Source organism: Brucella rhizosphaerae (genome assembly GCF_002252475.1).
GTDB lineage: Bacteria > Pseudomonadota > Alphaproteobacteria > Rhizobiales > Rhizobiaceae > Brucella > Brucella rhizosphaerae.
Map to the genome: position 1 here is coordinate 1 of NZ_NNRK01000024.1, position 21,170 is coordinate 21,170.

Sequence of the window (21,170 nt, forward strand, 5' to 3'; positions counted from 1 at the left end):
TTTATGAGTCTACGCTCTAGAGCATAATCCGACCGGAGTGAAACGAGGCACGATAAGATTATGCTTGAAATAGAAGAAGTTAGAGCGCCGATCTTATTCTATCAGATCGAACCGCGCTTTAACGTGCTCTCCGTCGCGCAAAAATGCACGCCTATAATCACCCAAGAGGGGTTCCTATGACCAGAACATCAAAATTCACTCGCCGCGACATTCTTGCGATGTCTGCGGCTCTTGGTGCAACCGCCATCACAACGCGCGTTTTTGCTGCGGACGAAAAGCTCAAAGTTGCAGGCATTCATGCTTCGCCGGTTGAAAACGCGTGGAATTCGCGCCTTCATGAAGCGCTGAAGCAGGCCAACGACGAAGGTGTAATCGAATATGTCTTCTCAGAAGGCGTTTCGGCCAGCGATTATCCACGTGCGATGCGCGAATATGCCGAACAGGGCATCAAGCTGATTGTCGGTGAATCCTATGCAGTCGAGCGCGAAGCGCGACAGGTTGCAGGCGATTATCCGCAGACCACGTTTATCATGGGGTCGTCCGGCAAGGCACAGGGTGAAAATTTCGGTGTGTTCGGCACGTGGAATTTTGAAGCAGCCTATCTCGCTGGCATGCTGGCAGGCAGCATGAGCAAATCAGGGACCTTCGGCTCGGTCGGTGCTGTGCCAATCCCGGAAGTCAACATGCTGATCAATGCGTTTCAGGATGGTGTAAAGGAAACCCGCCCGGATGCGAAATTCAATGCATCCTATATCGGTACATTCTTCGATCCACCGAAGGCACGCGAAGCAGGTCTGGCGCAGATCGATTCCGGTGCAGACATTCTGTTTGGCGAACGCATCGGCACCGCAGATGCCGCCAAGGAACGCGGCATCAAGGCGATCGGCTCGCTGATCGACTACACCCCACGTTATCCTGACACCGTCTTCGCCAATGCGATGTGGTATTTCCGCCCGATCCTCAATGCAGCCATTGCCGATGTTAAGGCTGGTCAGCCAACCGGCAAGGATTACACCCCATTCAGCCTGATGAAGGAAGGCGGCAACGACATCGTCTACGTCAAGGGCGTTGCTCCTGCAGAAGCTGAAGCCAAGATGGAAGCGCGCCGCGCCGAGATCAAAGCCGGTACTTTCAAGATCGAGCCAAATCCGGCAGAGCCAAAATAACAAACGATCAGGGCAGCAGAAGTGACACTCGACATGAAGCAACAGGATGCAACGGCGCTCGCCAAAGCGATCGCAGACGGCGTTTTGACTGCGCGAGAGGCCATGGATGCTGCTATTGAAGCCGCAGAAAAATGGCGCCCTCTGGGCGCCATTGCATATCTCGATACAGAACTTGGGCGCAACAATGCGACCGCGTTCGATACCAGCCCTAACAAAGCAGCTTTTGCCGGAGTGCCATCGCTGTTCAAGGACCTGGGCGGGCCATGCGCTGGATTGCCAATCCGTCTCGGCTCACGCGCCTGTGCTGATGCGCCGTCAGAGCTTGATTCAGAACTGGCTGCACGATTACGCAAGGCCGGTCTCAACTTCTTCGGAACAACAACTGTGCCGGAATTCGGCATGGCACTTGCCAGTGAACCTGTTGATGGCCCTGTCGCTCGCCACCCATTTGATGAGACGCTGTCTCCTGCAGGCTCGTCCGGTGGTGCAGCAGCAGCCGTTGCTGCGGGTATCGTTTCGATAGCCCATGCAACCGATGCAGGCGGCTCAATCCGTGTTCCGGCGGCCGCCTGCGGGCTTATCGGCCTGAAGCCAAGCCGCGGCGCCATGCCAGCCGGTCCACATTTCGGCAATTATCTTGCAGGCATTGCGAGCGAATTCGCCCTTTGTCGTTCCATCCGTGATGCAAAGACACTGTACCCGCTTATGGTGGGAAACATCGAAAGCTTTCTGCCCGATGTGGTACTTGCTTCAGACACCAGGCCTGAGAAGCTGCGTATCGGCATTATTTCAGGCGATCTGACTGGATATCCGATCACGACCGAGCGTCAGCAAGTGGTTGCCGATGCTGCACGTTTTCTGGAAGCTCGGGGTCACACGATCCGTGAGATCAAAACAGCAACGCTCGCGCCTCTCATTGATGCCAGCGCGACTGCCTTTGATCGCATCATCTCGGCCAATCTCGCATCGGCCATCGATGCATTTTCGATTGATGAAGAAAAACTCGAACAGCTGACACGCGCTGTTGCTGCACGCGGTCGCAAGATGAACGCCGTTGAGCTTTACGATGCCATGAATGGCGGCGTTATGACCGCATACAAGCTCTGGCAGGTTTTCCACGATATCGACGTGCTGATCACACCGATGCTGTCGCAAGCGTCGCAACCTGTCGGCTCCTATCCTATGGATCATGACGATGTGGACTCACATTGGCAGAAGATGAATGAATTTGCACCTTATGCGGCACTGGCCAATATTTCAGGCTTCCCAGCGCTTTCCATGCCCTTTGGTGAGGATGCAAACGGTATGCCGCTTGCAATTCAGTTGATTGGACGAACAGGAGCGGACAATCTTCTCCTGAACCTGGGCGAGCTGATGGAGGAGGACCATCGCTGGCAGCATAAATTTCCCGTTGCGGGGTTGAACACATGACCATGACAGTTCTTGAACTGCAAAACATAACCAAGCGGTTTGGCGCGCTTACCGCCAATGATGATATTTCGCTGAAGCTTGAGCACGGCGAAATCCTTGCTTTTCTGGGTGAGAATGGTGCTGGCAAGACGACGTTGATGAATATCCTCTTCGGCCACTATGTGCCGGATGAGGGCCGTGTCTTTGTCAAAGGCGTGGAAATCCCGCAGGGTAAACCACGCGCGGCCATTGATGCTGGTGTTGGCATGGTGCATCAGCACTTCACGCTTGCGCCCAACCTCACCGTTCTTGAGAATATCATCACCGGCACTGAAAGCCTGTGGAAGCTGAAATCATCGCATGGCGCTGCTCGCGCCAGGATTGCGGAGATTGCCAGGCGTTTTGGCTTGCAGGTCGATCCGAATGCGCGACTTGGTGATCTTTCGGTCGGCGAACAACAGCGCGTGGAAATCCTGAAAGCACTTTATAACGATGCTGACATTCTGATCCTCGATGAGCCGACTGCCGTTCTGACCACACAGGAAGCCGAAGGTCTGTTTGCGACGCTCAAAGAGATGGCGCGTCAGGGCCTCTCGCTTATTTTCATTTCGCACAAACTGCATGAAGTCATGTCGGCAGCGGACCGCGTTGTGGTACTGCGCGGCGGCAAACTGGTGGCCGAGCGAAAAGCTTCCGAGACATCCAAGGAAGAGCTTGCTGAATTGATGGTCGGTCGCCGCGTTTCGCGCCCGTCACGTGCGCTCGCAACTCCCGGCGAAACCTTGCTGGAAGCAAAGAATGTGACCGTGGTTGAGGAAGGCATAACGCGTCTGACTGACCTCGACTTCCACCTGCGCGCCGGTGAAACGCTTGGCATCATCGGTGTTTCGGGCAATGGTCAGGCCGCCCTTGGGCGTCTTGTTTCTGGCCTTAACCAGCCCGCCAATGGCGCGCTTGTCATGTTCGGACAGCAAGTCACAAAATTCGACCCACGCCAGTTTGTAGCCGAAGGTGTCGGTCGTATTCCGGAAGATCGCAATGCGGAAGGCGCAATTGGCGATCTGACACTGTGGGAAAATGCTGTCCTTGAACGCGTACGCGATCCGCAATTTTCCAACGGTCTTTTGGTCAACCGCACAGCTGCGCGCGAATTTACTGATCGCATTATCAGGGATTTTGACGTGCGCGGCGGAACACCCGACAGCCGAATTCGACTGCTTTCGGGCGGCAATATGCAGAAACTCATTCTGGGTCGCAATCTTGAAACGGCACCGCGCATTCTGATCGCTGCACAGCCCACACGTGGCCTTGATGAAGGAGCCGTCGCAGCCATCCATGCCCGCATTCTGGAAGCCCGCGCCAAGGGTGCAGCCGTGCTGCTGATCTCAGAGGATCTGGACGAAATTATTGGTCTCGCCGATCGGGTGCAGGCAATCGTTAAAGGCAGGCTCTCGCTATCAATTGACGCGAGCGAGGCGAATGCGCAAAGGCTTGGCATGATGATGGCCGGCGAATGGCAGACAAAGACCACGAAGGGGCTCAACTGATGCGTATTGAAAGACGCGAGACAAGGCCAATGGCTCTGGTGGCAACTGCGCCGGTTGTTGCCGTTCTGGTTGCTTTCGTGCTTGCGGGCCTGCTGATTGCCAGCGCTGGCGCACCAGTGTTTGAATCCTTCCGCCAGATTGCAATTGGAGCATTCGGCAACAAACTCTCGATCACTGAAACCCTGACGCGCGCCACACCTTTGATGCTGACCGGCCTTGCTGCAGCTGTGGCCTTTCGTTCCAAACTCTGGAATATCGGCGCTGAAGGCCAATTCTATATGGGTGCGCTTGCAGTCGTGGCCTTCGGCACACAATTGCAGCTGCCCGCCCCTTTGCTCATTCCGTTGCTGCTCATCGTCGGCGCAATTGCTGGCATGATCTTTCTGCTGATCCCGCTTGGTCTGCGCCTGCGTTTTGGCGTCGATGAAGTCGTGACGACACTGCTGCTCAATTTCATCGCAGTATTATTCGTCTCGATGATGATCGAAGGCCCGATGAAGGACCCGCTCGCTTTTGGCTGGCCCCAGTCGGAACCTGTGCCTGATGCCGCGGTCCTGCCCAAGATCATGGCCGGGATGCGGCTCCACATCGGCATCTTAATCGCCATCGCACTTGCACTCATCATTGCCTATGTGCAGAAACGCACCGTTTTCGGCCTCGAAACCAAAGCAGCTGGCCTTAATCCACAAGCAGCCCGCTTCGCGGGTGTTCCACTTGGAAAAACACTGGTGAAGGTCGCCTGCATCTCGGGTGGTCTGGCCGGTCTTGCAGGCGCGATACAGGTCATGGGCGTTAAAGGTTATGTGACGACCGACCTTTCGCCGGGCTTCGGCTATTCCGGTATTATCGTCGCCATGCTGGCCAATCTGAACCCAATCGGCGCAATATTTTCGGCACTTTTCGCCGCTGCCATGTTTGTGGGTGCGGACGGAATGAGCCGCGCCATCGGCATTCCAAGCTTCATCGCCGACGTCACGGTAGCGCTTTCGCTGCTCACCATGCTGGTTGCGTTGTTCTTCACCCAATACAGGATAGCCCGATGAACGAGTTAATGGATATCCTGCTTTCCGCTGGCCTCTGGGTCTCGGTCCTGCGTATTGCAACGCCGCTGATTTTTGGCACACTCGGCGCGCTATATTGTGAACGCGCAGGCGTGCTCAATCTCGGCATCGAAGGCATCATGACCTTTGGCGCGATGATCGGCTGGCTAGCTGTCTATAATGGTGCCGATCTTTGGGTAGGCGTACTTGTAGCCGCAGCATCCGGCGCATCGTTCGGTCTGCTTCATGCAGCCCTTACAGTGCCGCTTGGCCTGTCACAGCATGTGGTTGGCCTCGGCATCACGCTGTTTGCATCAAGCCTGAGCTATTTCTTGTTCCGCCTGCTGGTGCCGCTGTCATCAACGCCGCCAACGATTACGCCCTTTCAGCCAGTCAATCCGTCATGGCTTGCCGATATCCCATTCATCGGGCAGGTGCTTGGCACGCAGACAGCATTGACATGGATTGCCATTCCGCTGGCACTTCTGCTTGGCTATGTGCTTTTCCGCACGCCGCTCGGCCTTGCCATCCGCATGACTGGTGAAAATCCACATGCCGCCGAAGCGCAAGGCATCAACCCGATCCGCGTTCGCATTTTCACAATCATGTTCGGAAGCGCCCTGATGGCGGTGGGTGGAGCATTCCTGACCCTCTCAGCATTCAACTCGTTTTTCCCAACCATGATGCAGGGGCGCGGCTGGGTATGCATTGCACTCGTCGTATTTGCCTCGTGGAAGCCAGCGCGCGCACTTCTCGGCGCATTGCTCTTCGCGCTCTTCGACGCGTTCCAGCTGCGCTTACAGACCGTTTACGGCAAGGTGGTTCCCTATCAGCTCTTCCTGATGATCCCATATATCATGTCGATTGTGGCTCTGATCGTCATGGCGCGCCGCGCGCGCGTACCGCAGGCGCTGATGCAACCCTATCGTCGCGGCGAGAGATAAACGAAAAAGAGCGGCTGCACAATTTGCGGCCGCCCTTTTGATTTATGACACAACCCGAAGAGTCCGATCAGGCACTATACCGCTTCTGACCATCCATCCAGGTTTCGCTGACCTTGATCTTGCTGATCTTCGTAGGGTCTACCTTTGTCGGATCTTCTTCGAGAATTGCGAAATCTGCGCATTTTCCTTCATCGAGACTTCCAACGATATCGTCCATCTTACAATGATAGGCCGCATCAATGGTCACACAGCGTAGCGCCTGCTCGACCGGGATACGTTCGTCAGGATAAAAGACTTCACCGCCATCACTCATGACACGTGCAACAGCGTCCTCGACATAGCGCAGCGGCTCAATAGGCGTCACGTTCCAATCGGAATGGAAAGAAATGCGTAAGCCTTCAGCGAGCGCGCTTGCGCAGGGATCATAGAGCTTCGCACGCTCAGGCCCGAGAATTTCATCACGGAACGCCTTGCCCCACCAGCGCACATGCCCAATGAGGAAGGACGGCTGCAGCCCCAGCTCTTTTGCCTTTTGCATCTGATCCTGATGGAAAATGCTGCAATGCTCGATGCGATGACGATGATCGTCACGCGGCATCTCTTTCAACACAGTTTCATAGGCCGCAATTGTCGCATCGATGGCTGCATCGCCATTGGCATGAACGCCAACCTGCCAACCGCCCTGATGTGCCCGCCGGATAGCTGCAGTCAGCTGTTCAGGCGTATAGTTCATCGCGCCACGATCATTGGTCCCAAGATAGTTTTCGCGCTGATAGCCAGTGCGGGCCTGATTGGAACCATCCGCCCAGGCCTTGACGCCACCATAGCGATAAAGATCGGTGCCATGGCCCGGTTTGATGTTCATCTTCTCCCACTGATCCATAGCGGTCGAAACCAGCATTCCCCGATAGCGTATTGGTGGGTTCTGCGACATCACCTGATCCAGCAATGCCATGTGTTCTGCAGGTGCCATCATGCCAACACCGCAATCATGCAGCGACGTGCAACCGACCGAAGCGGCCTTGTCGAGCATACGTCGGATACTGGTCGAGACGTCAGCAGCCGTTGGCAAAGGCATTTTTTCAATAAATGTATTGAATGCAGGCGGCTCTTCAAGACGGCCGCTCAATTTGCCATCGGGCGTTTTGCCGTAACGCGCTTCAGGCGGGTTCGGTGTCGTATCGGTGATGCCGACCAGAGCGAAGGCCTTGCTATTGGCATAAGCGATATGACCGTTGCTCTCCATCATGAAAAACGGATTGTTTGGTGCCAGCGCATCCAACTCTGCCAATGTCGGAATATGAGCACCCTTAGTGATGCTCGGATCGAATTGTTTGGCGCGCACCCATTCGCCATCGCTGGCCTTGCTGACGCCGTTGCGCAGCGCGCTCCAGACCTGGTCGAATGTTGGCGTAGTAATAGGTCCTACGTCGATCCAGTCGTCCATGACAACAAAGACAGAATGCATATGTGGATCAATCAAACCTGGCATCAGCGTTCTGCCGTCCAGTTCGACAATGCGTGTGGCGCGGCCGCGAAACTTATCGACATGTTCCGACGTGCCCACTGCGACGATGCGGTTTCCACGTACGGCGATCGCCTCGGCTTGAGGTGTTTCAGTATTGAGCGTGAGAATGGTTCCACGGCGGAAGATCACATCGGCCGACGAATTGGCGCTCGACCTGTTGCCCATAGCCAACGCTGGCTCCACCGCGGTTGCAGCAAACGTCGAAACAGCGGCACCCCCCATATATTTCAGGAAGTCGCGTCGTGAAGTGGTGTGCTTGAATACAGCCATCAGTCCGGGGTTACAGGCTAAACACATTGTTGCAATTCCTATAAAATGGGGAATACTTTGCCGTAATCACCGAAAGGAACAATAAAAAAATCGAACAATCAATTAAAATCAATTATCAATATTTATATTAATCATAACTAATCTATAGGATACTCATATTAAATGCAATTTTACTTAAAAATCGAAACAAAAAAACGGCGCCAGAAGGCGCCGTTCTTTCATAATTTTTATAGCAAATCAGGCAACGCCTGACTTGCCGCTCTTTTCAAAGCGCTTGCGCTCATTTGGATCGAGGTAAAGCTTGCGAAGACGGATCGACTTCGGTGTCACTTCGACCAGTTCGTCGTCCTGAATCCACGACAGAGCACGTTCCAGCGTCATGCGGATCGGCGGGGTCAGCTTCACGGCTTCGTCCTTGCCCGAGGCGCGAACGTTGGTGAGCTTCTTGCCCTTCAACACGTTGACTTCAAGATCATTATCGCGGCTGTGAATGCCGATCAGCATGCCCTGATAAACCTTGACGCCAGCGTCAATGATCATCGGACCACGATCTTCAAGGTTGAAGAGCGCGTAAGCAACAGCTTCACCCTGATCGTTGGAAATCAGCACGCCATTGTTACGGCCCGAGATTTCGCCCTTGTATGGCTGATAATCGTGGAACAGGCGGTTCATGATCGCCGTACCGCGCGTATCGGTCAGAAGTTCCGACTGGTAGCCGATAAGACCACGGGTCGGTGCGTAGAAAACCATGCGAACGCGGTTGCCGCCCGAAGGACGCAGCTCGACCATTTCGGCCTTGCGCTCGGACATCTTCTGAACAACGGTGCCGGAATATTCTTCATCAACGTCGATGACGACTTCTTCAACCGGCTCAAGCATTTCGCCGTTTTCGCCTTCTTTCATGACGACGCGCGGGCGCGAAACGCCAAGCTCGAAGCCTTCACGGCGCATGTTTTCGATCAGCACAGCAAGCTGCAATTCGCCACGACCCGAAACAAAGAAGGAATCCTTCTCGCTCGATTCTTCGATCTTCAGCGCAACATTGCCTTCAGCTTCTTTCAGCAGACGATCGCGGATAACGCGGCTCGTTACCTTGTCGCCCTCAGTGCCAGCATAAGGGCTGTCATTGACGATGAAAGACATGGTTACGGTTGGTGGATCGATTGGCTGCGCTTCAAGCGGAACGCTTACCGATGTATCGCAGAACGTGTCAGCAACCGTACCCTTGGAAAGACCGGCAATGGCAACGATATCGCCTGCATGTGCTTCATCAATCGCCTGACGCTCGATACCGCGGAACGCGAGGATCTTGGAAATACGACCAGTTTCAAGAAGCGTACCGTCCTGACCCAGAACCTTGACAGGCTGGTTGGATTTGACGGAACCCGAATGAATACGACCGGTGATGATGCGTCCGAGGAACGGGTCGGCTTCAAGAATCGTACCGATCATGTTGAACGGACCTGCTGCAACCTTTGGCGCAGGCACGTGCTTCAACACCAGATCGAACAGTGGTGCCAGACCCTGATCCTGAGGACCTTCCGGGTTCAGCGCCATCCAGCCGTTACGACCCGAACCATAAAGGATCGGGAAGTCGAGTTGTTCGTCAGTCGCATCGAGATTAGCGAAAAGGTCGAACACTTCGTTGATGACTTCTGCATGACGACCATCCGGACGGTCGATCTTGTTGATCGCAACGATCGGACGCAGGCCAACCTTGAGCGCCTTGCCAACAACGAACTTCGTCTGTGGCATCGGGCCTTCAGCGGCGTCAACGAGAACGATAGCGCCGTCAACCATCGAAAGGATACGCTCAACTTCACCGCCGAAATCGGCGTGGCCTGGCGTGTCGACGATGTTGATACGGGTGTTCTTCCAGACAACCGAGGTTGCCTTTGCAAGAATGGTGATCCCGCGCTCGCGCTCGATATCGTTGGAGTCCATCATGCGTTCTGCAACGCGCTGATTGTCACGGAAAGAGCCGGACTGCTTCAGCAGTTCGTCGACCAGTGTGGTTTTGCCATGATCGACGTGTGCGATAATAGCGATATTACGCAATTCCATATGGAGATCACTTCTATATGAGTTGGGAGCCGCGCCAAGATGGATGCACGGAAAATCAATGGGGCGCTCTTACAGGTTTTTTTACGTTTTAGAAAGGGGCAGCGCGAAACTGCCCCTCAATTAACCCGAAAAGCCCGGATTTAATTGCATTTTTACACTGTCATTCTGACAGTTTTTTGTCGGTAGGGCCTATAAAAGCGTTCCAGACAAAATAACCAGCGCAACACTGAAATAGATCACAAGGCCCGTTACGTCGACCAAAGTCGCAACAAAAGGCGCCGATGCACTGGCTGGATCAAAGCCCAGTCGTTTGAGGATGAATGGCAGCATTGAGCCCGTTACCGAACCGAATGTCACAATACAAACCAGCGCCATGCCGACAGTTGCACCCACCAGAATCCAGTGCTCACCGTAATCGTAAATGCCAAGCTTCTGCCATAGCGCGATACGCACCATACCAATCAAGCCGAGGAAGCTGCCCAATGCCAGACCGGTCGGCACTTCGCGGATCGCGACCCGCCACCAGTCTTTCAGCCTGACTTCCTGAAGTGCAAGCGCGCGGATGATCAGCGAGGTTGCCTGTGAACCTGAATTGCCGCCCGAAGACATGATGAGCGGAATAAACAGCGTCAGCACGAGCGCCTTTTCCAGCTCAAGTTCAAAATGCTGCATAGCGCTTGCCGTCAGCATTTCGCCCAGGAAGAGGATGCCCAGCCAGCCAGCACGCTTTTTCAGCATCTCACCAAAGCCGATGCGCATATAAGGCTTGTCGAGCGCCTCCATACCGCCGAAACGGTAAGCGTCTTCACTCGCTTCTTCTGTCATGGCATCCAGCACATCATCGACAGTTACAATGCCGATGATATGGCGGCTGTCATCAACGACAGGCACAGCAAGCAGATCGTGCTTTCGGAACAGACGTGCGACATCCTCACGATCCGCATGTGGCGAGATGGTGATCGGATCATCATCGCGAGCAAGCGACAGGATAGGTTCGTCCAGCTCACGAATGATCAGACGACGCAAACTGACGACGCCCAGCAAAACGCGGGTTTCCGGATCAACCACATAGATTGCGTAAACCGTCTCACGTGTGCGCTCGACCTGGCGGATATGATCGAGCGTCTGCCCGACATTCCAATTTGACGGCACGGTGATGAACTCGATGGTCATCAAACTACCGGCCGTGTTCGGCGGGTAGCCCATAAGTTTCTTCAGTGCAGCCTTTGTTTCAGGCGCAAGGATGGGAAACAGGCGCGCGCGGTCGCTATCTTCCAGCTCCTGAAAGACGTCAGTCGCGCGGTCCGCGGACATGCCATCAAGCAACAGGCTTGCTGTGTTTGGAGGAAGGATGGCCAGAATTTCGGTTGCACGTTCCATCTCCGGCTGATCGAGCAGGCGGATGGCATCTTCGTGCGAAAGCTGGGCGATAACGGCTACTGCGTCATCGGCATCCAGTTCATTGACGATCTCGACCGCGTCGCCCGTACGAATATCGGCGATGCGGCTGGCAATTGCTGCAGCAGGGAGGTCGGCAACATTGAGCACTTCAGAAAAGAAGTTGTTGTCGGTCATAAGGGCTTGCCTTTCTGTCGATCCGCCGTCGAAGACAGACCGTGCAAGCCGACCTCAAGCGATCAGATCACGAACTGCCTTGACGGCTGAAACAATCGACTGTGACTGTCGCTTGGCATAAGAGAATAAAGCTCCGGTTGAAATGCGGCCAGATAGAATGCGGCTGCGAGCGTGATGTGCCCCCGACTGCCCTTAAAGTCAAGCCCCGGGGAGCAATCATGAAAGCTTTTTCATGCTGGTTTCAGCTTGCCTGTTGCAAACGCAACCACAACAGAAATGCAATTGCAGCAATGAAGCCGAGTGCCGGGATAAGTGTTGCAAATGCAATGACCGGATCGCCCATTAAAGCGGCAATTGTACCACCAGCGAGCCCGCCTCCCATTTGAAAGAACCCCATCATTGCGGACGCAGCGCCTGCCATTTTGGGATATGGCGCCATACCTGCCGATGTCATCACCGGCATCACCAGCGCCACCCCAAACGCAAACAGCGCCATCGGCAACATGACAAGCAGATAGGACGGCTCAAAAATCCGCAGCAGCGTTGCGATAAGAATACTGGCAATGACCATAGCGACATATCCGGCACCGGCCAGCTGACGGGGACGATAGACCTGCATCAACCGGCGAAACAGCAGGCTGCCCGCAAAATAGCAGCTCGTCTGCAAAAGCAGTCCCATGCCAAATTGTGTGGCAGTCATGCCCACACGCCCCATCAGAATGAAGGGCAGAATGGTCGCCGCCGTGTAAAGCCCGCCGGTTGTGCCACCGACCCCGAGACTTGCATAAATGAACTGGCGACTGGTCAGCAATGTGCGGTAGGAGCGCAGCAATTCCGTCGGTCTGATCCGGCTAAGATCACGACTGACCGTTTCCTTGATGATGAAGATTGCCATCAGGACGACCAGAATGCCCAGGCAGACCATTACGATGAAAATCGCCTGCCAACCAAAAAGCTCCATGGTGAAACCACCCAGTGTCGGTGCGACAGCAGGCCCCACTGCAATGACAATGCCGATGAGGTTCATCACACGGGCCGATGCGTCATGGGTAAAAAGATCGCGCACGATTGCCCGCGAGATCGTAACGCCGACAGCCGCTCCCACGCCTTGCAGGAACCGTGCCACCAACAGCATATCGATGGTGGTCGAGAACAAGGCCATAATGCTTGCGGCCAGATAAATCATCATAAATGCAATGGTGATCGGCCTGCGCCCGAAACCGTCAGATAAAGGCCCACAGACAAGCTGCGAAAAACAGAAGCCCGCGAGATAGACAGAGATGGTGAGCTTGACGAGCGCCTCGGTCGTGCCGAATGCATGAACGATCTCTGTCATGGCGGGCGTATAAAGCGCCATCGACATGAGACCCAATGCAGCCAGAAGACCTCCGATAACGCCAACCCGCAATTCGCTCATCACGGGCTGCGCGTCTTGGGCATTACGATGATCAGGCGCGACATTCATGGATGACAACAATCGCTCTCGGCTCGACGGCGGTTGAGAAAATCCGCAACCAGCAAGCCACATCTTGAGAAAATTATTAAGTGCCCGCATTTTCATGGGAGCAAGACCGCCATTCATCCCTATGGTCTGTATGGGACAGGGTCAAGCAAAGGCTCCCCGGCAATTGAAAGCTTGGCAATTACCCTTGCCCCGCCAGCATTGAACTCCTAAGTCTGATGCATATCGAATTCATTTGATCCGGAGTTTTCTGATGTCCGACAAGCCCACCTACAATCACGCACTGACCGAATGGAACGGACCTCTGGGGCTGCCGGATTTTGCCGCGTTCAAGGATGCTGATTTCGCACCTGCTTTCGATACAGCACTGGCGCAAGACCTTGCCGAAGTGGAAGCCATTACCAACGCCACTGCTGATGCAACGATTGAGAACACACTGAAAGCCTTGCAGCTCTCAGGCAAATCTCTCGACCGTGTCTCCTCGATTTTCTGGATGCGGGCTGGAGCACACAGCAATGACGATATCCAGGCGCTGGAACGCGAAATGGCACCGAAAATGTCGCGTCATTACTCCCGTATCATGATGGATCCGGCGCTTTTTGCGCGTATCGACGCACTTTATGAAAATCGCGACCATCTTGATCTTGATGTCGAAACCAAGCGCGTGCTGGAAAAGACCTGGAAGGGCTTTGTCCGTTCTGGTGCCAGGCTGGATGAAGCCGGCAAAAAGGAACTGGCAGGCATCAACGAAAAGCTTGCCGGGCTTGGTGCGCGCTTCGGCCAGAATGTGCTGAAGGATGAATCAAGCTGGGCGCTTTTCATCACGGATGAAGCGGACCTCGCGGGCCTTCCGGATTTTCTGAAGAATGCGATGCAGAGTGCTGCTGCCGAACGTGGTCAGCCCGACGCATGGGCGGTCACGCTGTCACGCTCGATTGTGGAGCCCTTCCTTTCCTTCTCGGAAAATCGTGAACTCCGCGAACAGGCCTTTAACGCGTGGGGCAAGCGCGGCGAAAATGGCGGCGAGACCGACAATCGCGAGATCGTGCGCGAGATGGTGGAACTGCGAGAACGCAAGGCGCATTTGCTCGGCTACGCCAATTTCGCGGCTTACAAACTCGACGACACCATGGCCAAAACGCCGAAGGCCGTCATGGACCTGCTGGAACCTGTCTGGGACAAGGCCCGCGCCAAGGCGCACGAAGAAGAAATCGAACTGGAGCGGCTGATTGTGGCCGATGGCGGCAACCACAAGGTTGCACCATGGGACTGGCGGTTCTATGCCGAAAAACTTCGCGCTGAACGTTTCGCTTTTGATGAAGCAGAGCTGAAGCCCTATCTGCAGCTCGAAAAAATCATTGACGCAAGTTTCGATGTGGCGACCCGCCTTTTCGGCATCCGCTTTGAAGAGAAGAAAGGCATCACCACCTGGCACCCGGATGTACGGGTATTTCAGGTCCTGAACGCGGATGGCAGTGAACGCGGCCTGTTCCTTGGCGATTATTTTGCCCGTACATCCAAACGTTCTGGCGCTTGGATGAGCGCGTTGCAATCGAGCCATAAGCTCGATGCCGGGCAGAAGCCATTCATCTACAATGTGATGAACTTCGCAAAGCCAAAAGCTGGCGAGCCTGCCCTGCTTTCGCTCGATGACGCGCGCACGCTGTTCCATGAATTCGGCCATGCACTGCATGGGCTTCTGTCAGATGTGACGTGGCCTGCAGTATCGGGCACCTCCGTTTCGCGCGACTTCGTTGAACTGCCATCGCAGCTTTACGAACATTGGCTGACGGTTCCGGCTGTGCTGGAAAAATATGCCGTGCATTATCGCACGGGCGAAGCGATGCCAAAGGCATTGCTCGATAAGGTGCTCGCCGCCCGCTCATTCAATGCCGGGTTCAACACGGTCGAGTTCACCTCATCCGCTCTTGTCGATATGGCTTTCCATACAGGCAAGGAAAAGATCACCGATCCGTTGGCTTTTGAGGCGGCAACGCTGAAAAAGCTGTCGATGCCTGATGCTATCATCATGCGCCATCGCACGCCGCACTTCACTCACGTCTTCTCAGGCGATGGCTACTCAGCCGGTTATTATTCCTACATGTGGTCGGAAGTACTGGATGCCGATGCATTCTCTGCATTTGAGGAAACCGGAGACGCTTTCAATCCGGAACTGGCGGCAAAACTCAAGCAATATATCTATTCAGCCGGTGGCAGCCGCGATCCGGAGGAGCTTTACAAGGCATTCCGCGGCAAGATGCCTACGCCGGACGCGATGATTGAAAAACGCGGGCTCAACTAAACCAAAAAGGCCGGGAAACCGGCCTTTTTCAGTTCTTGTGGCTGAGAATGTTCACAAGCCGTCCGTAAGGATCGTGCACAAAGAAGCGGCGCACGCCCCATTCCTCATCCTGCGGTCCATATGCGACGGCAAAGCCAGCAGCAATCATTCGCTTGAGCACTGCATCAACATCATCGACCTCGATGGAAAGATCGGGCACTGATGTGCCCGATCCGCCTTCAGTGGCAAAGCTGATCTGCACCCTTGCTTCCGCGTCTGCGGCATAGGTCACTATCCAGCCATGGTCCATCACCACATCGAGTTCCAAAACGTCTCCGTAGAAGCGCTTTGCTGCCGTGAGATCATCAGCGGCTATATTGGAAACGATGCGGCGGACGACCATCAGTATTCGCCGAGCTTGACGTCTGGTGTGTAATCGACGCCTTCGACTTCCTTCACCACCGGCTGGCCGCAATGCAGAACACCCGTTGCCGCATTGAATGCATAGGTCGGCGAGCCGTAAAGCTGCCAGCCCTTGTTCAGTGCAGCAGTGACGCGGTGACAGAACGCGGAATCGTCCGGGCCAGTGATGAAACGGTAGAGCTTCATAGTCTTTCTTCCTTTGTCATTATTCAGAATTAGAGCAAGTCTCCCAAAAGTGGGAACCGGTTTTGGGATAAAGACATGCGTAAAGGCAAATAGTAGAGCATCATCCTAGACAGGAAATGCTCTGGATTTCACGAGCAGGCGCTCAGCCATTTCGAGATGCAGGCGTTCAACCATCTGTCCATCCAGCGACACGACGCCCTTATCCGCGTTTTCTGGTTGCGCAAATACGGCAATCACCGCGCGAGCATGAGCAACATCTTCGTCTGATGGCGAAAAGGCGCGATTGGCAGCCTCGATCTGTGAAGGATGAATGAGCGTCTTGCCGTCGAACCCCATTGAAGCCGCCTGCATGCACTCGGCTTCATAGCCAACGCTCTCGCGAAAGTCGTTGTAGACACCGTCCAACACATCGATACTGCCAGCGCGTGCTGCGAGAATGATCTGCATGAGCCATGGGATCAGATAAGGGCGCCCTGCTTGCTGGCGGACACCAGTCGCCCGCGCAATATCGTTTGGTCCAACCACAAAGCAACCAAGCCTGGCCGCAGAACGATGTCCGAGAACAGCAATTTCGTCTGCATTGAGAATGCCACGCGGCGTTTCGATCATCGCCCAGACCCGTACGTCGAGATCGGCGTCGTTCCGATCAAGCCGGTTCGCCGCATCTATAACATCCTGCGGCCGTTCAACCTTCGGCAAAAGCACGGCATCAGCCCCGATCTTCGCGGCGGCAGTAACATCAGCCTTGGCCCATTCCGTATCGGCTGCATTCACCCGCACAATTCGCTCAAAGCCAACCTGCGGATGGGCAGAAAAATGCGCAGCAAGCGCGTCGCGCGCGGTCGCTTTAGCTTCAGGCGCGACAGAGTCTTCCAGATCATAGATCACGCAATCGGCTGCAAGTGACAGTGATTTTTCGAGTGCACGGCTATTGGAAGCAGGCACGAACAACACAGATCGACGCGGACGGGCAATTGTTTTCATGCGCAATTTGTGCACTGAACAGCGCCGGGGCGCAAGCGTCCCCCGCATACATTCATGGGGCTTGAAATCTGCCACATGTCTGCCTATTTTCCAGCCTTCGGTTGGAATGCACCTGCCGTCCGCAGCCTCTGGCCATGGTAAAGCATTCCGGTTTCTCGTTTTTGTTCCGGTGACGGCAGAAACGGCAATGCGGGCACCCGTTCATGAAAACGCCGCTCACAATCAGGAGCGAAAACAATGACCACAGCAACTGCTGGGCAAATGACAACTGAATTCAAGCATCAGGCCCGTAGATTACGTCAGGCCCTGGGCGAAGAAGGTATCACCATCAGCCACGGAAAGGCGCTCGACCTTGTCGCCCGCCAATCGGGTACGCGTGACTGGAATACGCTTGCCGCCACCAGTGGCGAAAGCCAAGACGTGGCGACCGCACAGCCAGGCATTCAGGAAGACACAGCGCCTTATCGTGTTGGACAACATGTCTCTGGCATGTTCCATACCACACCTTTCGATGCCCGTATGGTTGGTGTCGAAGAAACGATCAAGCGCGACCTGTGGCGCATCACGCTGCAGTTTGAACCTGCGATCAATGTCGCAGTTTCACCAAACCTGTCGATGCTGCGCCGACGCTTTACCGTTGTCGTGGGGGCCGATGGCAAGTCGCGCCGTCTCACCGGCGTTGAGGCCGGCGGCATTGCGCTGAAGCTGTAAACGTACCCAAACATACCGGTGGCCTGTTCCGCGAGCAGGCCACAAACGGTCTGCCTCTGGGTTGCGACCTATTGGGCACTTGCGGCCAGATACATTGACTCTGTGTCATGCTGATGTAAACCAGTCTTCAAATTTACAAATACCAAACTGACAGGCTCCAGACATGGATAAGTTCACCAAGCTCACGGGCGTTGCAGCCCCCCTGCCGATCGTCAATATCGATACGGACATGATTATCCCTAAGGATTATCTGAAGACGATCAAGCGCACGGGTCTGAGCAAGGGTCTGTTTGCTGAAATGCGCTTCAACGAAGACGGAACAGAAAATCCCGATTTCGTGCTGAACAAGCCCGGCTACCGCAATGCACAGATTCTGGTTGCCGGCGACAATTTTGGCTGTGGTTCATCGCGTGAACATGCGCCGTGGGCTCTGCTCGATTTCGGCATTCGTTGTGTGATCTCGACTTCATTCGCCGATATCTTCTACAACAACTGCTTCAAGAACGGCATTCTGCCGATCAAAGTCAGTCAGGAAGATCTCGACAAACTGATGGATGATGCTTCACGCGGTGCCAATGCAACGCTCACGATCGACCTTGACGCCAAGGAAATTCATGGCCCCGATGGCGGCACGATTTCCTTCGACGTGGACGATTTCAAGCGTCATTGCCTGCTCAATGGCCTCGATGACATTGGCCTGACCATGGAAAAGGCGACAAGCATCGATACGTTCGAAGCAAAGAACGCCCAACAGCGTCCCTGGGCATAATGGCTTTTTGTATCCTAAGCTCATTGCCAGAAAGCCCGGCGGCCTGAACCATTGAATAGGACCCGGTTGGCTGAAATGGCCCGAGAAGATCAAAGCGGCGACTGGGCGACACGTCTCTCGCCCTCGCTTGATGAAGTCGAATCTATTGCGATCGAAGCGTTAGCGCATCTTCCGCAGGATTTTCGCACGCTCTGTGGCGATATCATTATCCAGATCTCCGATTTCCCCGAAGAACAGATCGTCGAAGACCTTGGGCTGGAAACGCCTTTCGATCTTCTGGGCCTGTTTGAAGGTGTGGGTATTGGCGAACGCTTCAGCCTGCAAACGGGCGATGCCCCCAACCGCATCACACTTTTCCGGCGCGCCATTCTCGACTACTGGTCTGAGCACGAAGAAACGCTTGGCGATATCATCACCCACGTTCTTATCCATGAAATCGGCCACCATTTCGGCCTTTCGGATGATGATATGGAAGCTCTCGAAACGCAGGCCGAATAAGACCGCACCAAAATGCATGTGTTTTATTCGCTTTGATAAAACCATGATCTCTTCGGCATTTTCCGCCGATTTTAACATAATACTATACAGATATTGATGAGCGGGAATGATTTTAACTTCCCCACAGCAGCAAGAGTAGCGATCATGAGTATGTCCCCGGCTGTCTACCAGCTTCTCCTCGTTTACACGACCTATGTAATTGCCGCCGGCAGCCCCGGCCCAAGCACTATGCGCATCATGGGCGTCGCCATGAATCAGGGTCGAAAGGCGGGGCTTATATTCGCTTCTGGTGTTGTAACCGGCTCGATCTTCTGGGGTTTGATGGCTGTAACCGGCGTCTCAGCCATCCTCACACGCTTTGCGGAAGCGCTGGTTATCCTTAAAATCTTTGGCGGTCTTTATCTGCTATATCTGGCCTTCAAGGCTGTACGTGCCGCCATGACATCGGATGCTAAAATCGCGGCCCGCGCGACCAATGGCGATGCATTTCTCTCAGGCGGCGAGCTTTATCGGCGTGGATTGCTGATGCATCTCTCCAACCCCAAATCCATATTGTCGTGGATTGCTTTGGTCACACTCGGCCTTGGTACCAACTCGTCCTGGCCTCATCTGGCTGCGTTTCTGGGTGGCTGTATTGTACTCAGCGTTACTATTTTCTGCGGCTATGCGATTGTGTTCTCAACTGCACCGATGGTGCGCTTGTATCGCGGTGCCCGTCGCTGGATTGAAGGTGTGCTGGCCGTAGTCTTTGCTCTTGCGGGTATCCGTCTGCTTCTGTCACGCTGAAACTGTTTAAGAAACGAGTGTCGCAATGAATATTTTCAAAGGCCTGTCCGCGTTCCCGCTCACGCCAATCGATGCAGCTGGCAATCTCATCGAGGATGCTCTCAACACGTTTCTCACACGCATTCAAGCAGCCGGTGCGGATTCGATCGGCCTGTTGGGAAGCACCGGCGGTTATGCCTTTCTCACGCGTGAACAGCGTCGGCATGCCGTGGAGAGTGCCGTGCAATGCATAGGTGGGAAAATACCGCTGATCGTTGGCGTCGGCGCGTTACGCACTGATGAGGCACAAGCCCTTGCCCGCGATGCCGCAGACGCCGGTGCGGATGCGCTGTTGCTTGCACCCGTTTCCTATACGCCACTAACTCAGGAAGAAGGCTTTCAGCACTTCAAGGCAGTTGCTGACGCGACTGATCTGCCGCTGTGCGTCTATAATAATCCCGGTACCACCAAATTTGTTTTCAGCCATGAACTGATCGCGCGATTGGCACATGTCGAGAATATCAAGGCGATCAAAATGCCATTGCCCGTCGATGGCGATTATGCGGACGAGCTTTCAAAACTTCGTTCTGAAACACCTGAAAACTTCTCAATTGGCTATAGCGGTGACTGGGGTGCAAAAGATGCGCTTCTGGCTGGCTGTGATGCCTTTTATAGCGTCATTGCAGGCCTCCTTCCTGTCGAGGCACTGGCTCTGACGCGCGCAGCACAAGCAGGCAACAAGGTTGAAGCAGGGCGCATCAACACAGCTTTTGAGCCGCTGTGGGACCTGTTCAGAACCTATGGCAGTTTTCGCGTGATGTATGTAATTGCTGACCTTCTTGGCCTTGCAAAGATCGAGCCTCCGCGCCCCATTCTGCCATTGGCAGCAGAGGCACGCAGCCAGGTTGAAGCTGCTCTGAACCAATTGGGCAGCCTCTCTCGCTAACAGATCAGACAAAAGGCGCCCTTATCGGGCGCCTTTTATATTCTTCAGATCAGGCTACACTCAGCCGAACATCGATATTGCCGCGTGTTGCGTGCGAATAAGGGCAGACGATGTGCGCGGCGTTGACCAGCTCTTCAGCCTTGGCCTTGTCGACACCCGGCAGGGCAACCTCAAGAGCAACATCAAGGCCGAAGCCTGTGCCATCGTCACGTGGACCAATACCAACAGTTGCGGTCACAGTGGTGTCAGCTGAAATCGAAACCTTCTCTTTGGATGCCACGAATTTCAGAGCGCCAAGAAAGCAAGCCGCATAACCAGAGGCAAAAAGCTGTTCAGGATTGGTGCCATCACCGCCCGAACCGCCCAGTTCCTTTGGCGTATCAAGAACGACGCTGAGGCGTCCGTCAGCGGTCTTGGCGCTACCGGTACGTCCGCCCGTTGCGGTAGACTGTGTGGTATAGAGAATGGACATATGACGTCTCCTGTTTGTGAACTTATCTCCGCATCTAAAATTGCAAATATTTAAATTGTTCGCAATCTAATTTTGCAAAATATATTTTCACGATTATGTGACGCGCAATTCAATTGTGCATATCGTATA

At 54.5% G+C, this 21,170-nt stretch carries 19 protein-coding genes; 11 read left to right on the forward strand and 8 right to left on the reverse strand.

The features are described 5' to 3' along the window. Positions 1-176 precede the first annotated feature (176 nt). From CEV32_RS07210 to CEV32_RS07230, 5 genes are read left to right on the forward strand one after another with little or no spacing between them, the layout of a single operon-like run. Positions 177-1,166, forward strand: a complete 990-nt coding sequence (locus CEV32_RS07210; RefSeq protein WP_094575684.1) for a BMP family protein — start codon at positions 177-179, stop codon at positions 1,164-1,166. Between the two features lie 33 nt (positions 1,167-1,199). Next, on the forward strand, positions 1,200-2,597 hold the full coding sequence (locus CEV32_RS07215; protein WP_094575686.1) for an amidase: 1,398 nt from the start codon (positions 1,200-1,202) through the stop codon (positions 2,595-2,597). Then, positions 2,594-4,123: an ABC transporter ATP-binding protein gene (locus tag CEV32_RS07220; protein WP_094575688.1), complete on the forward strand. Its 1,530-nt coding sequence runs from the start codon at positions 2,594-2,596 to the stop codon at positions 4,121-4,123. The genes CEV32_RS07215 and CEV32_RS07220 overlap by 4 nt, the downstream gene beginning before the upstream one ends. Next, positions 4,123-5,166, forward strand: coding sequence for an ABC transporter permease (locus CEV32_RS07225; protein ID WP_094575690.1), 1,044 nt, complete (start codon positions 4,123-4,125; stop codon positions 5,164-5,166). The genes CEV32_RS07220 and CEV32_RS07225 overlap by 1 nt, the downstream gene beginning before the upstream one ends. Beyond that, positions 5,163-6,107 (forward strand): ABC transporter permease, encoded by a 945-nt coding sequence (locus CEV32_RS07230; RefSeq protein WP_094575692.1) that lies wholly within the window; start codon positions 5,163-5,165, stop codon positions 6,105-6,107. Before CEV32_RS07225 ends, CEV32_RS07230 begins: the two co-directional genes overlap by 4 nt. Positions 6,108-6,174: 67 nt before the next feature. Here CEV32_RS07230 and CEV32_RS07235 read toward each other — a convergent pair whose 3' ends face one another. From CEV32_RS07235 to CEV32_RS07250, 4 genes are all read right to left on the reverse strand, one after another. Next, a complete protein-coding gene (locus tag CEV32_RS07235; protein ID WP_235818757.1) occupies positions 6,175-7,932 on the reverse strand; it encodes an amidohydrolase in 1,758 nt (585 codons plus the stop codon). Between the two features lie 210 nt (positions 7,933-8,142). Beyond that, positions 8,143-9,969, reverse strand: coding sequence for a translational GTPase TypA (gene typA, locus CEV32_RS07240; protein ID WP_094575694.1), 1,827 nt, complete (start codon positions 9,967-9,969; stop codon positions 8,143-8,145). 189 nt (positions 9,970-10,158) lie between these two features. After that, positions 10,159-11,544, reverse strand: coding sequence for a magnesium transporter (gene mgtE, locus CEV32_RS07245; RefSeq protein WP_094575696.1), 1,386 nt, complete (start codon positions 11,542-11,544; stop codon positions 10,159-10,161). Between the two features lie 241 nt (positions 11,545-11,785). Then, the gene (locus CEV32_RS07250) at positions 11,786-13,009 is read right to left on the reverse strand and encodes a multidrug effflux MFS transporter (protein WP_094575800.1); all 1,224 of its coding nucleotides are present in this window, start codon (positions 13,007-13,009) and stop codon (positions 11,786-11,788) included. A gap of 250 nt (positions 13,010-13,259) precedes the next feature. On the opposite strand from CEV32_RS07250, the gene CEV32_RS07255 reads away from it, so the two are divergent. Continuing rightward, complete coding sequence (locus tag CEV32_RS07255) at positions 13,260-15,308, forward strand: M3 family metallopeptidase (RefSeq protein ID WP_094575698.1); 2,049 nt, start codon at positions 13,260-13,262, stop codon at positions 15,306-15,308. A gap of 28 nt (positions 15,309-15,336) precedes the next feature. Here the strand turns inward: CEV32_RS07255 and CEV32_RS07260 are convergent, their stop codons facing one another. The 3 genes from CEV32_RS07260 to CEV32_RS07270 all read right to left on the reverse strand — a co-directional run bounded on the left by CEV32_RS07260 (position 15,337) and on the right by CEV32_RS07270 (position 16,880). Beyond that, entirely contained in the window at positions 15,337-15,690 is a 354-nt protein-coding gene (locus CEV32_RS07260; RefSeq protein WP_094575700.1) for a VOC family protein, read from the reverse strand. Beyond that, positions 15,690-15,896 (reverse strand): DUF1737 domain-containing protein, encoded by a 207-nt coding sequence (locus CEV32_RS07265; RefSeq protein WP_094575702.1) that lies wholly within the window; start codon positions 15,894-15,896, stop codon positions 15,690-15,692. The genes CEV32_RS07260 and CEV32_RS07265 overlap by 1 nt, the downstream gene beginning before the upstream one ends. Positions 15,897-16,001: 105 nt before the next feature. After that, the gene (locus CEV32_RS07270) at positions 16,002-16,880 is read right to left on the reverse strand and encodes an HpcH/HpaI aldolase/citrate lyase family protein (RefSeq protein ID WP_094575704.1); all 879 of its coding nucleotides are present in this window, start codon (positions 16,878-16,880) and stop codon (positions 16,002-16,004) included. Between the two features lie 237 nt (positions 16,881-17,117). Between CEV32_RS07270 and CEV32_RS07280 the strand changes: the two genes are divergently transcribed. From CEV32_RS07280 to CEV32_RS07300, 5 genes are all read left to right on the forward strand, one after another. Next, positions 17,118-17,591 carry a glyoxalase superfamily protein gene (locus CEV32_RS07280; RefSeq protein WP_094575708.1) on the forward strand — a complete coding sequence of 158 codons (474 nt, stop codon included), beginning with the start codon at positions 17,118-17,120 and terminating at the stop codon, positions 17,589-17,591. 163 nt (positions 17,592-17,754) lie between these two features. Then, positions 17,755-18,360 (forward strand): 3-isopropylmalate dehydratase small subunit, encoded by a 606-nt coding sequence (leuD, locus tag CEV32_RS07285; protein WP_094575710.1) that lies wholly within the window; start codon positions 17,755-17,757, stop codon positions 18,358-18,360. A 75-nt stretch (positions 18,361-18,435) separates the two neighbouring features. After that, the gene (locus CEV32_RS07290; protein ID WP_094575802.1) at positions 18,436-18,858 is read left to right on the forward strand and encodes a metallopeptidase family protein; all 423 of its coding nucleotides are present in this window, start codon (positions 18,436-18,438) and stop codon (positions 18,856-18,858) included. Between the two features lie 144 nt (positions 18,859-19,002). Continuing rightward, positions 19,003-19,644 (forward strand): LysE family translocator, encoded by a 642-nt coding sequence (locus tag CEV32_RS07295; RefSeq protein WP_374883552.1) that lies wholly within the window; start codon positions 19,003-19,005, stop codon positions 19,642-19,644. Positions 19,645-19,669: 25 nt separating this feature from the next. Further along, a complete protein-coding gene (locus tag CEV32_RS07300; RefSeq protein ID WP_094575712.1) occupies positions 19,670-20,569 on the forward strand; it encodes a dihydrodipicolinate synthase family protein in 900 nt (299 codons plus the stop codon). A 49-nt stretch (positions 20,570-20,618) separates the two neighbouring features. On the opposite strand, the gene CEV32_RS07305 is transcribed toward CEV32_RS07300, so the two are convergent. After that, positions 20,619-21,041, reverse strand: a complete 423-nt coding sequence (locus CEV32_RS07305; RefSeq protein ID WP_094575714.1) for an organic hydroperoxide resistance protein — start codon at positions 21,039-21,041, stop codon at positions 20,619-20,621. Between the last annotated feature and the right edge of the window lie 129 nt (positions 21,042-21,170).

What these genes read in the sequence shown, in the direction of transcription:
- leuD (WP_094575710.1), top strand. Translation starts at nt 17,755, where the DNA reads ATGGATAAGTTCACCAAGCTCACGGGCGTTGCAGCCCCCCTGCCGATC.
- CEV32_RS07235 (WP_235818757.1), bottom strand. Translation starts at nt 7,932, where the DNA reads ATGTGTTTAGCCTGTAACCCCGGACTGATGGCTGTATTCAAGCACACC.
- CEV32_RS07280 (WP_094575708.1), top strand. Translation starts at nt 17,118, where the DNA reads ATGACCACAGCAACTGCTGGGCAAATGACAACTGAATTCAAGCATCAG.
- CEV32_RS07305 (WP_094575714.1), bottom strand. Translation starts at nt 21,041, where the DNA reads ATGTCCATTCTCTATACCACACAGTCTACCGCAACGGGCGGACGTACC.
- CEV32_RS07295 (WP_374883552.1), top strand. Translation starts at nt 19,003, where the DNA reads ATGAGTATGTCCCCGGCTGTCTACCAGCTTCTCCTCGTTTACACGACC.
- CEV32_RS07220 (WP_094575688.1), top strand. Translation starts at nt 2,594, where the DNA reads ATGACCATGACAGTTCTTGAACTGCAAAACATAACCAAGCGGTTTGGC.
- CEV32_RS07290 (WP_094575802.1), top strand. Translation starts at nt 18,436, where the DNA reads ATGGCCCGAGAAGATCAAAGCGGCGACTGGGCGACACGTCTCTCGCCC.
- CEV32_RS07215 (WP_094575686.1), top strand. Translation starts at nt 1,200, where the DNA reads ATGAAGCAACAGGATGCAACGGCGCTCGCCAAAGCGATCGCAGACGGC.
- CEV32_RS07265 (WP_094575702.1), bottom strand. Translation starts at nt 15,896, where the DNA reads ATGAAGCTCTACCGTTTCATCACTGGCCCGGACGATTCCGCGTTCTGT.
- typA (WP_094575694.1), bottom strand. Translation starts at nt 9,969, where the DNA reads ATGGAATTGCGTAATATCGCTATTATCGCACACGTCGATCATGGCAAA.
- CEV32_RS07260 (WP_094575700.1), bottom strand. Translation starts at nt 15,690, where the DNA reads ATGGTCGTCCGCCGCATCGTTTCCAATATAGCCGCTGATGATCTCACG.
- CEV32_RS07300 (WP_094575712.1), top strand. Translation starts at nt 19,670, where the DNA reads ATGAATATTTTCAAAGGCCTGTCCGCGTTCCCGCTCACGCCAATCGAT.
- CEV32_RS07250 (WP_094575800.1), bottom strand. Translation starts at nt 13,009, where the DNA reads ATGAATGTCGCGCCTGATCATCGTAATGCCCAAGACGCGCAGCCCGTG.
- CEV32_RS07225 (WP_094575690.1), top strand. Translation starts at nt 4,123, where the DNA reads ATGCGTATTGAAAGACGCGAGACAAGGCCAATGGCTCTGGTGGCAACT.
- CEV32_RS07270 (WP_094575704.1), bottom strand. Translation starts at nt 16,880, where the DNA reads ATGAAAACAATTGCCCGTCCGCGTCGATCTGTGTTGTTCGTGCCTGCT.
- CEV32_RS07210 (WP_094575684.1), top strand. Translation starts at nt 177, where the DNA reads ATGACCAGAACATCAAAATTCACTCGCCGCGACATTCTTGCGATGTCT.
- CEV32_RS07255 (WP_094575698.1), top strand. Translation starts at nt 13,260, where the DNA reads ATGTCCGACAAGCCCACCTACAATCACGCACTGACCGAATGGAACGGA.
- mgtE (WP_094575696.1), bottom strand. Translation starts at nt 11,544, where the DNA reads ATGACCGACAACAACTTCTTTTCTGAAGTGCTCAATGTTGCCGACCTC.
- CEV32_RS07230 (WP_094575692.1), top strand. Translation starts at nt 5,163, where the DNA reads ATGAACGAGTTAATGGATATCCTGCTTTCCGCTGGCCTCTGGGTCTCG.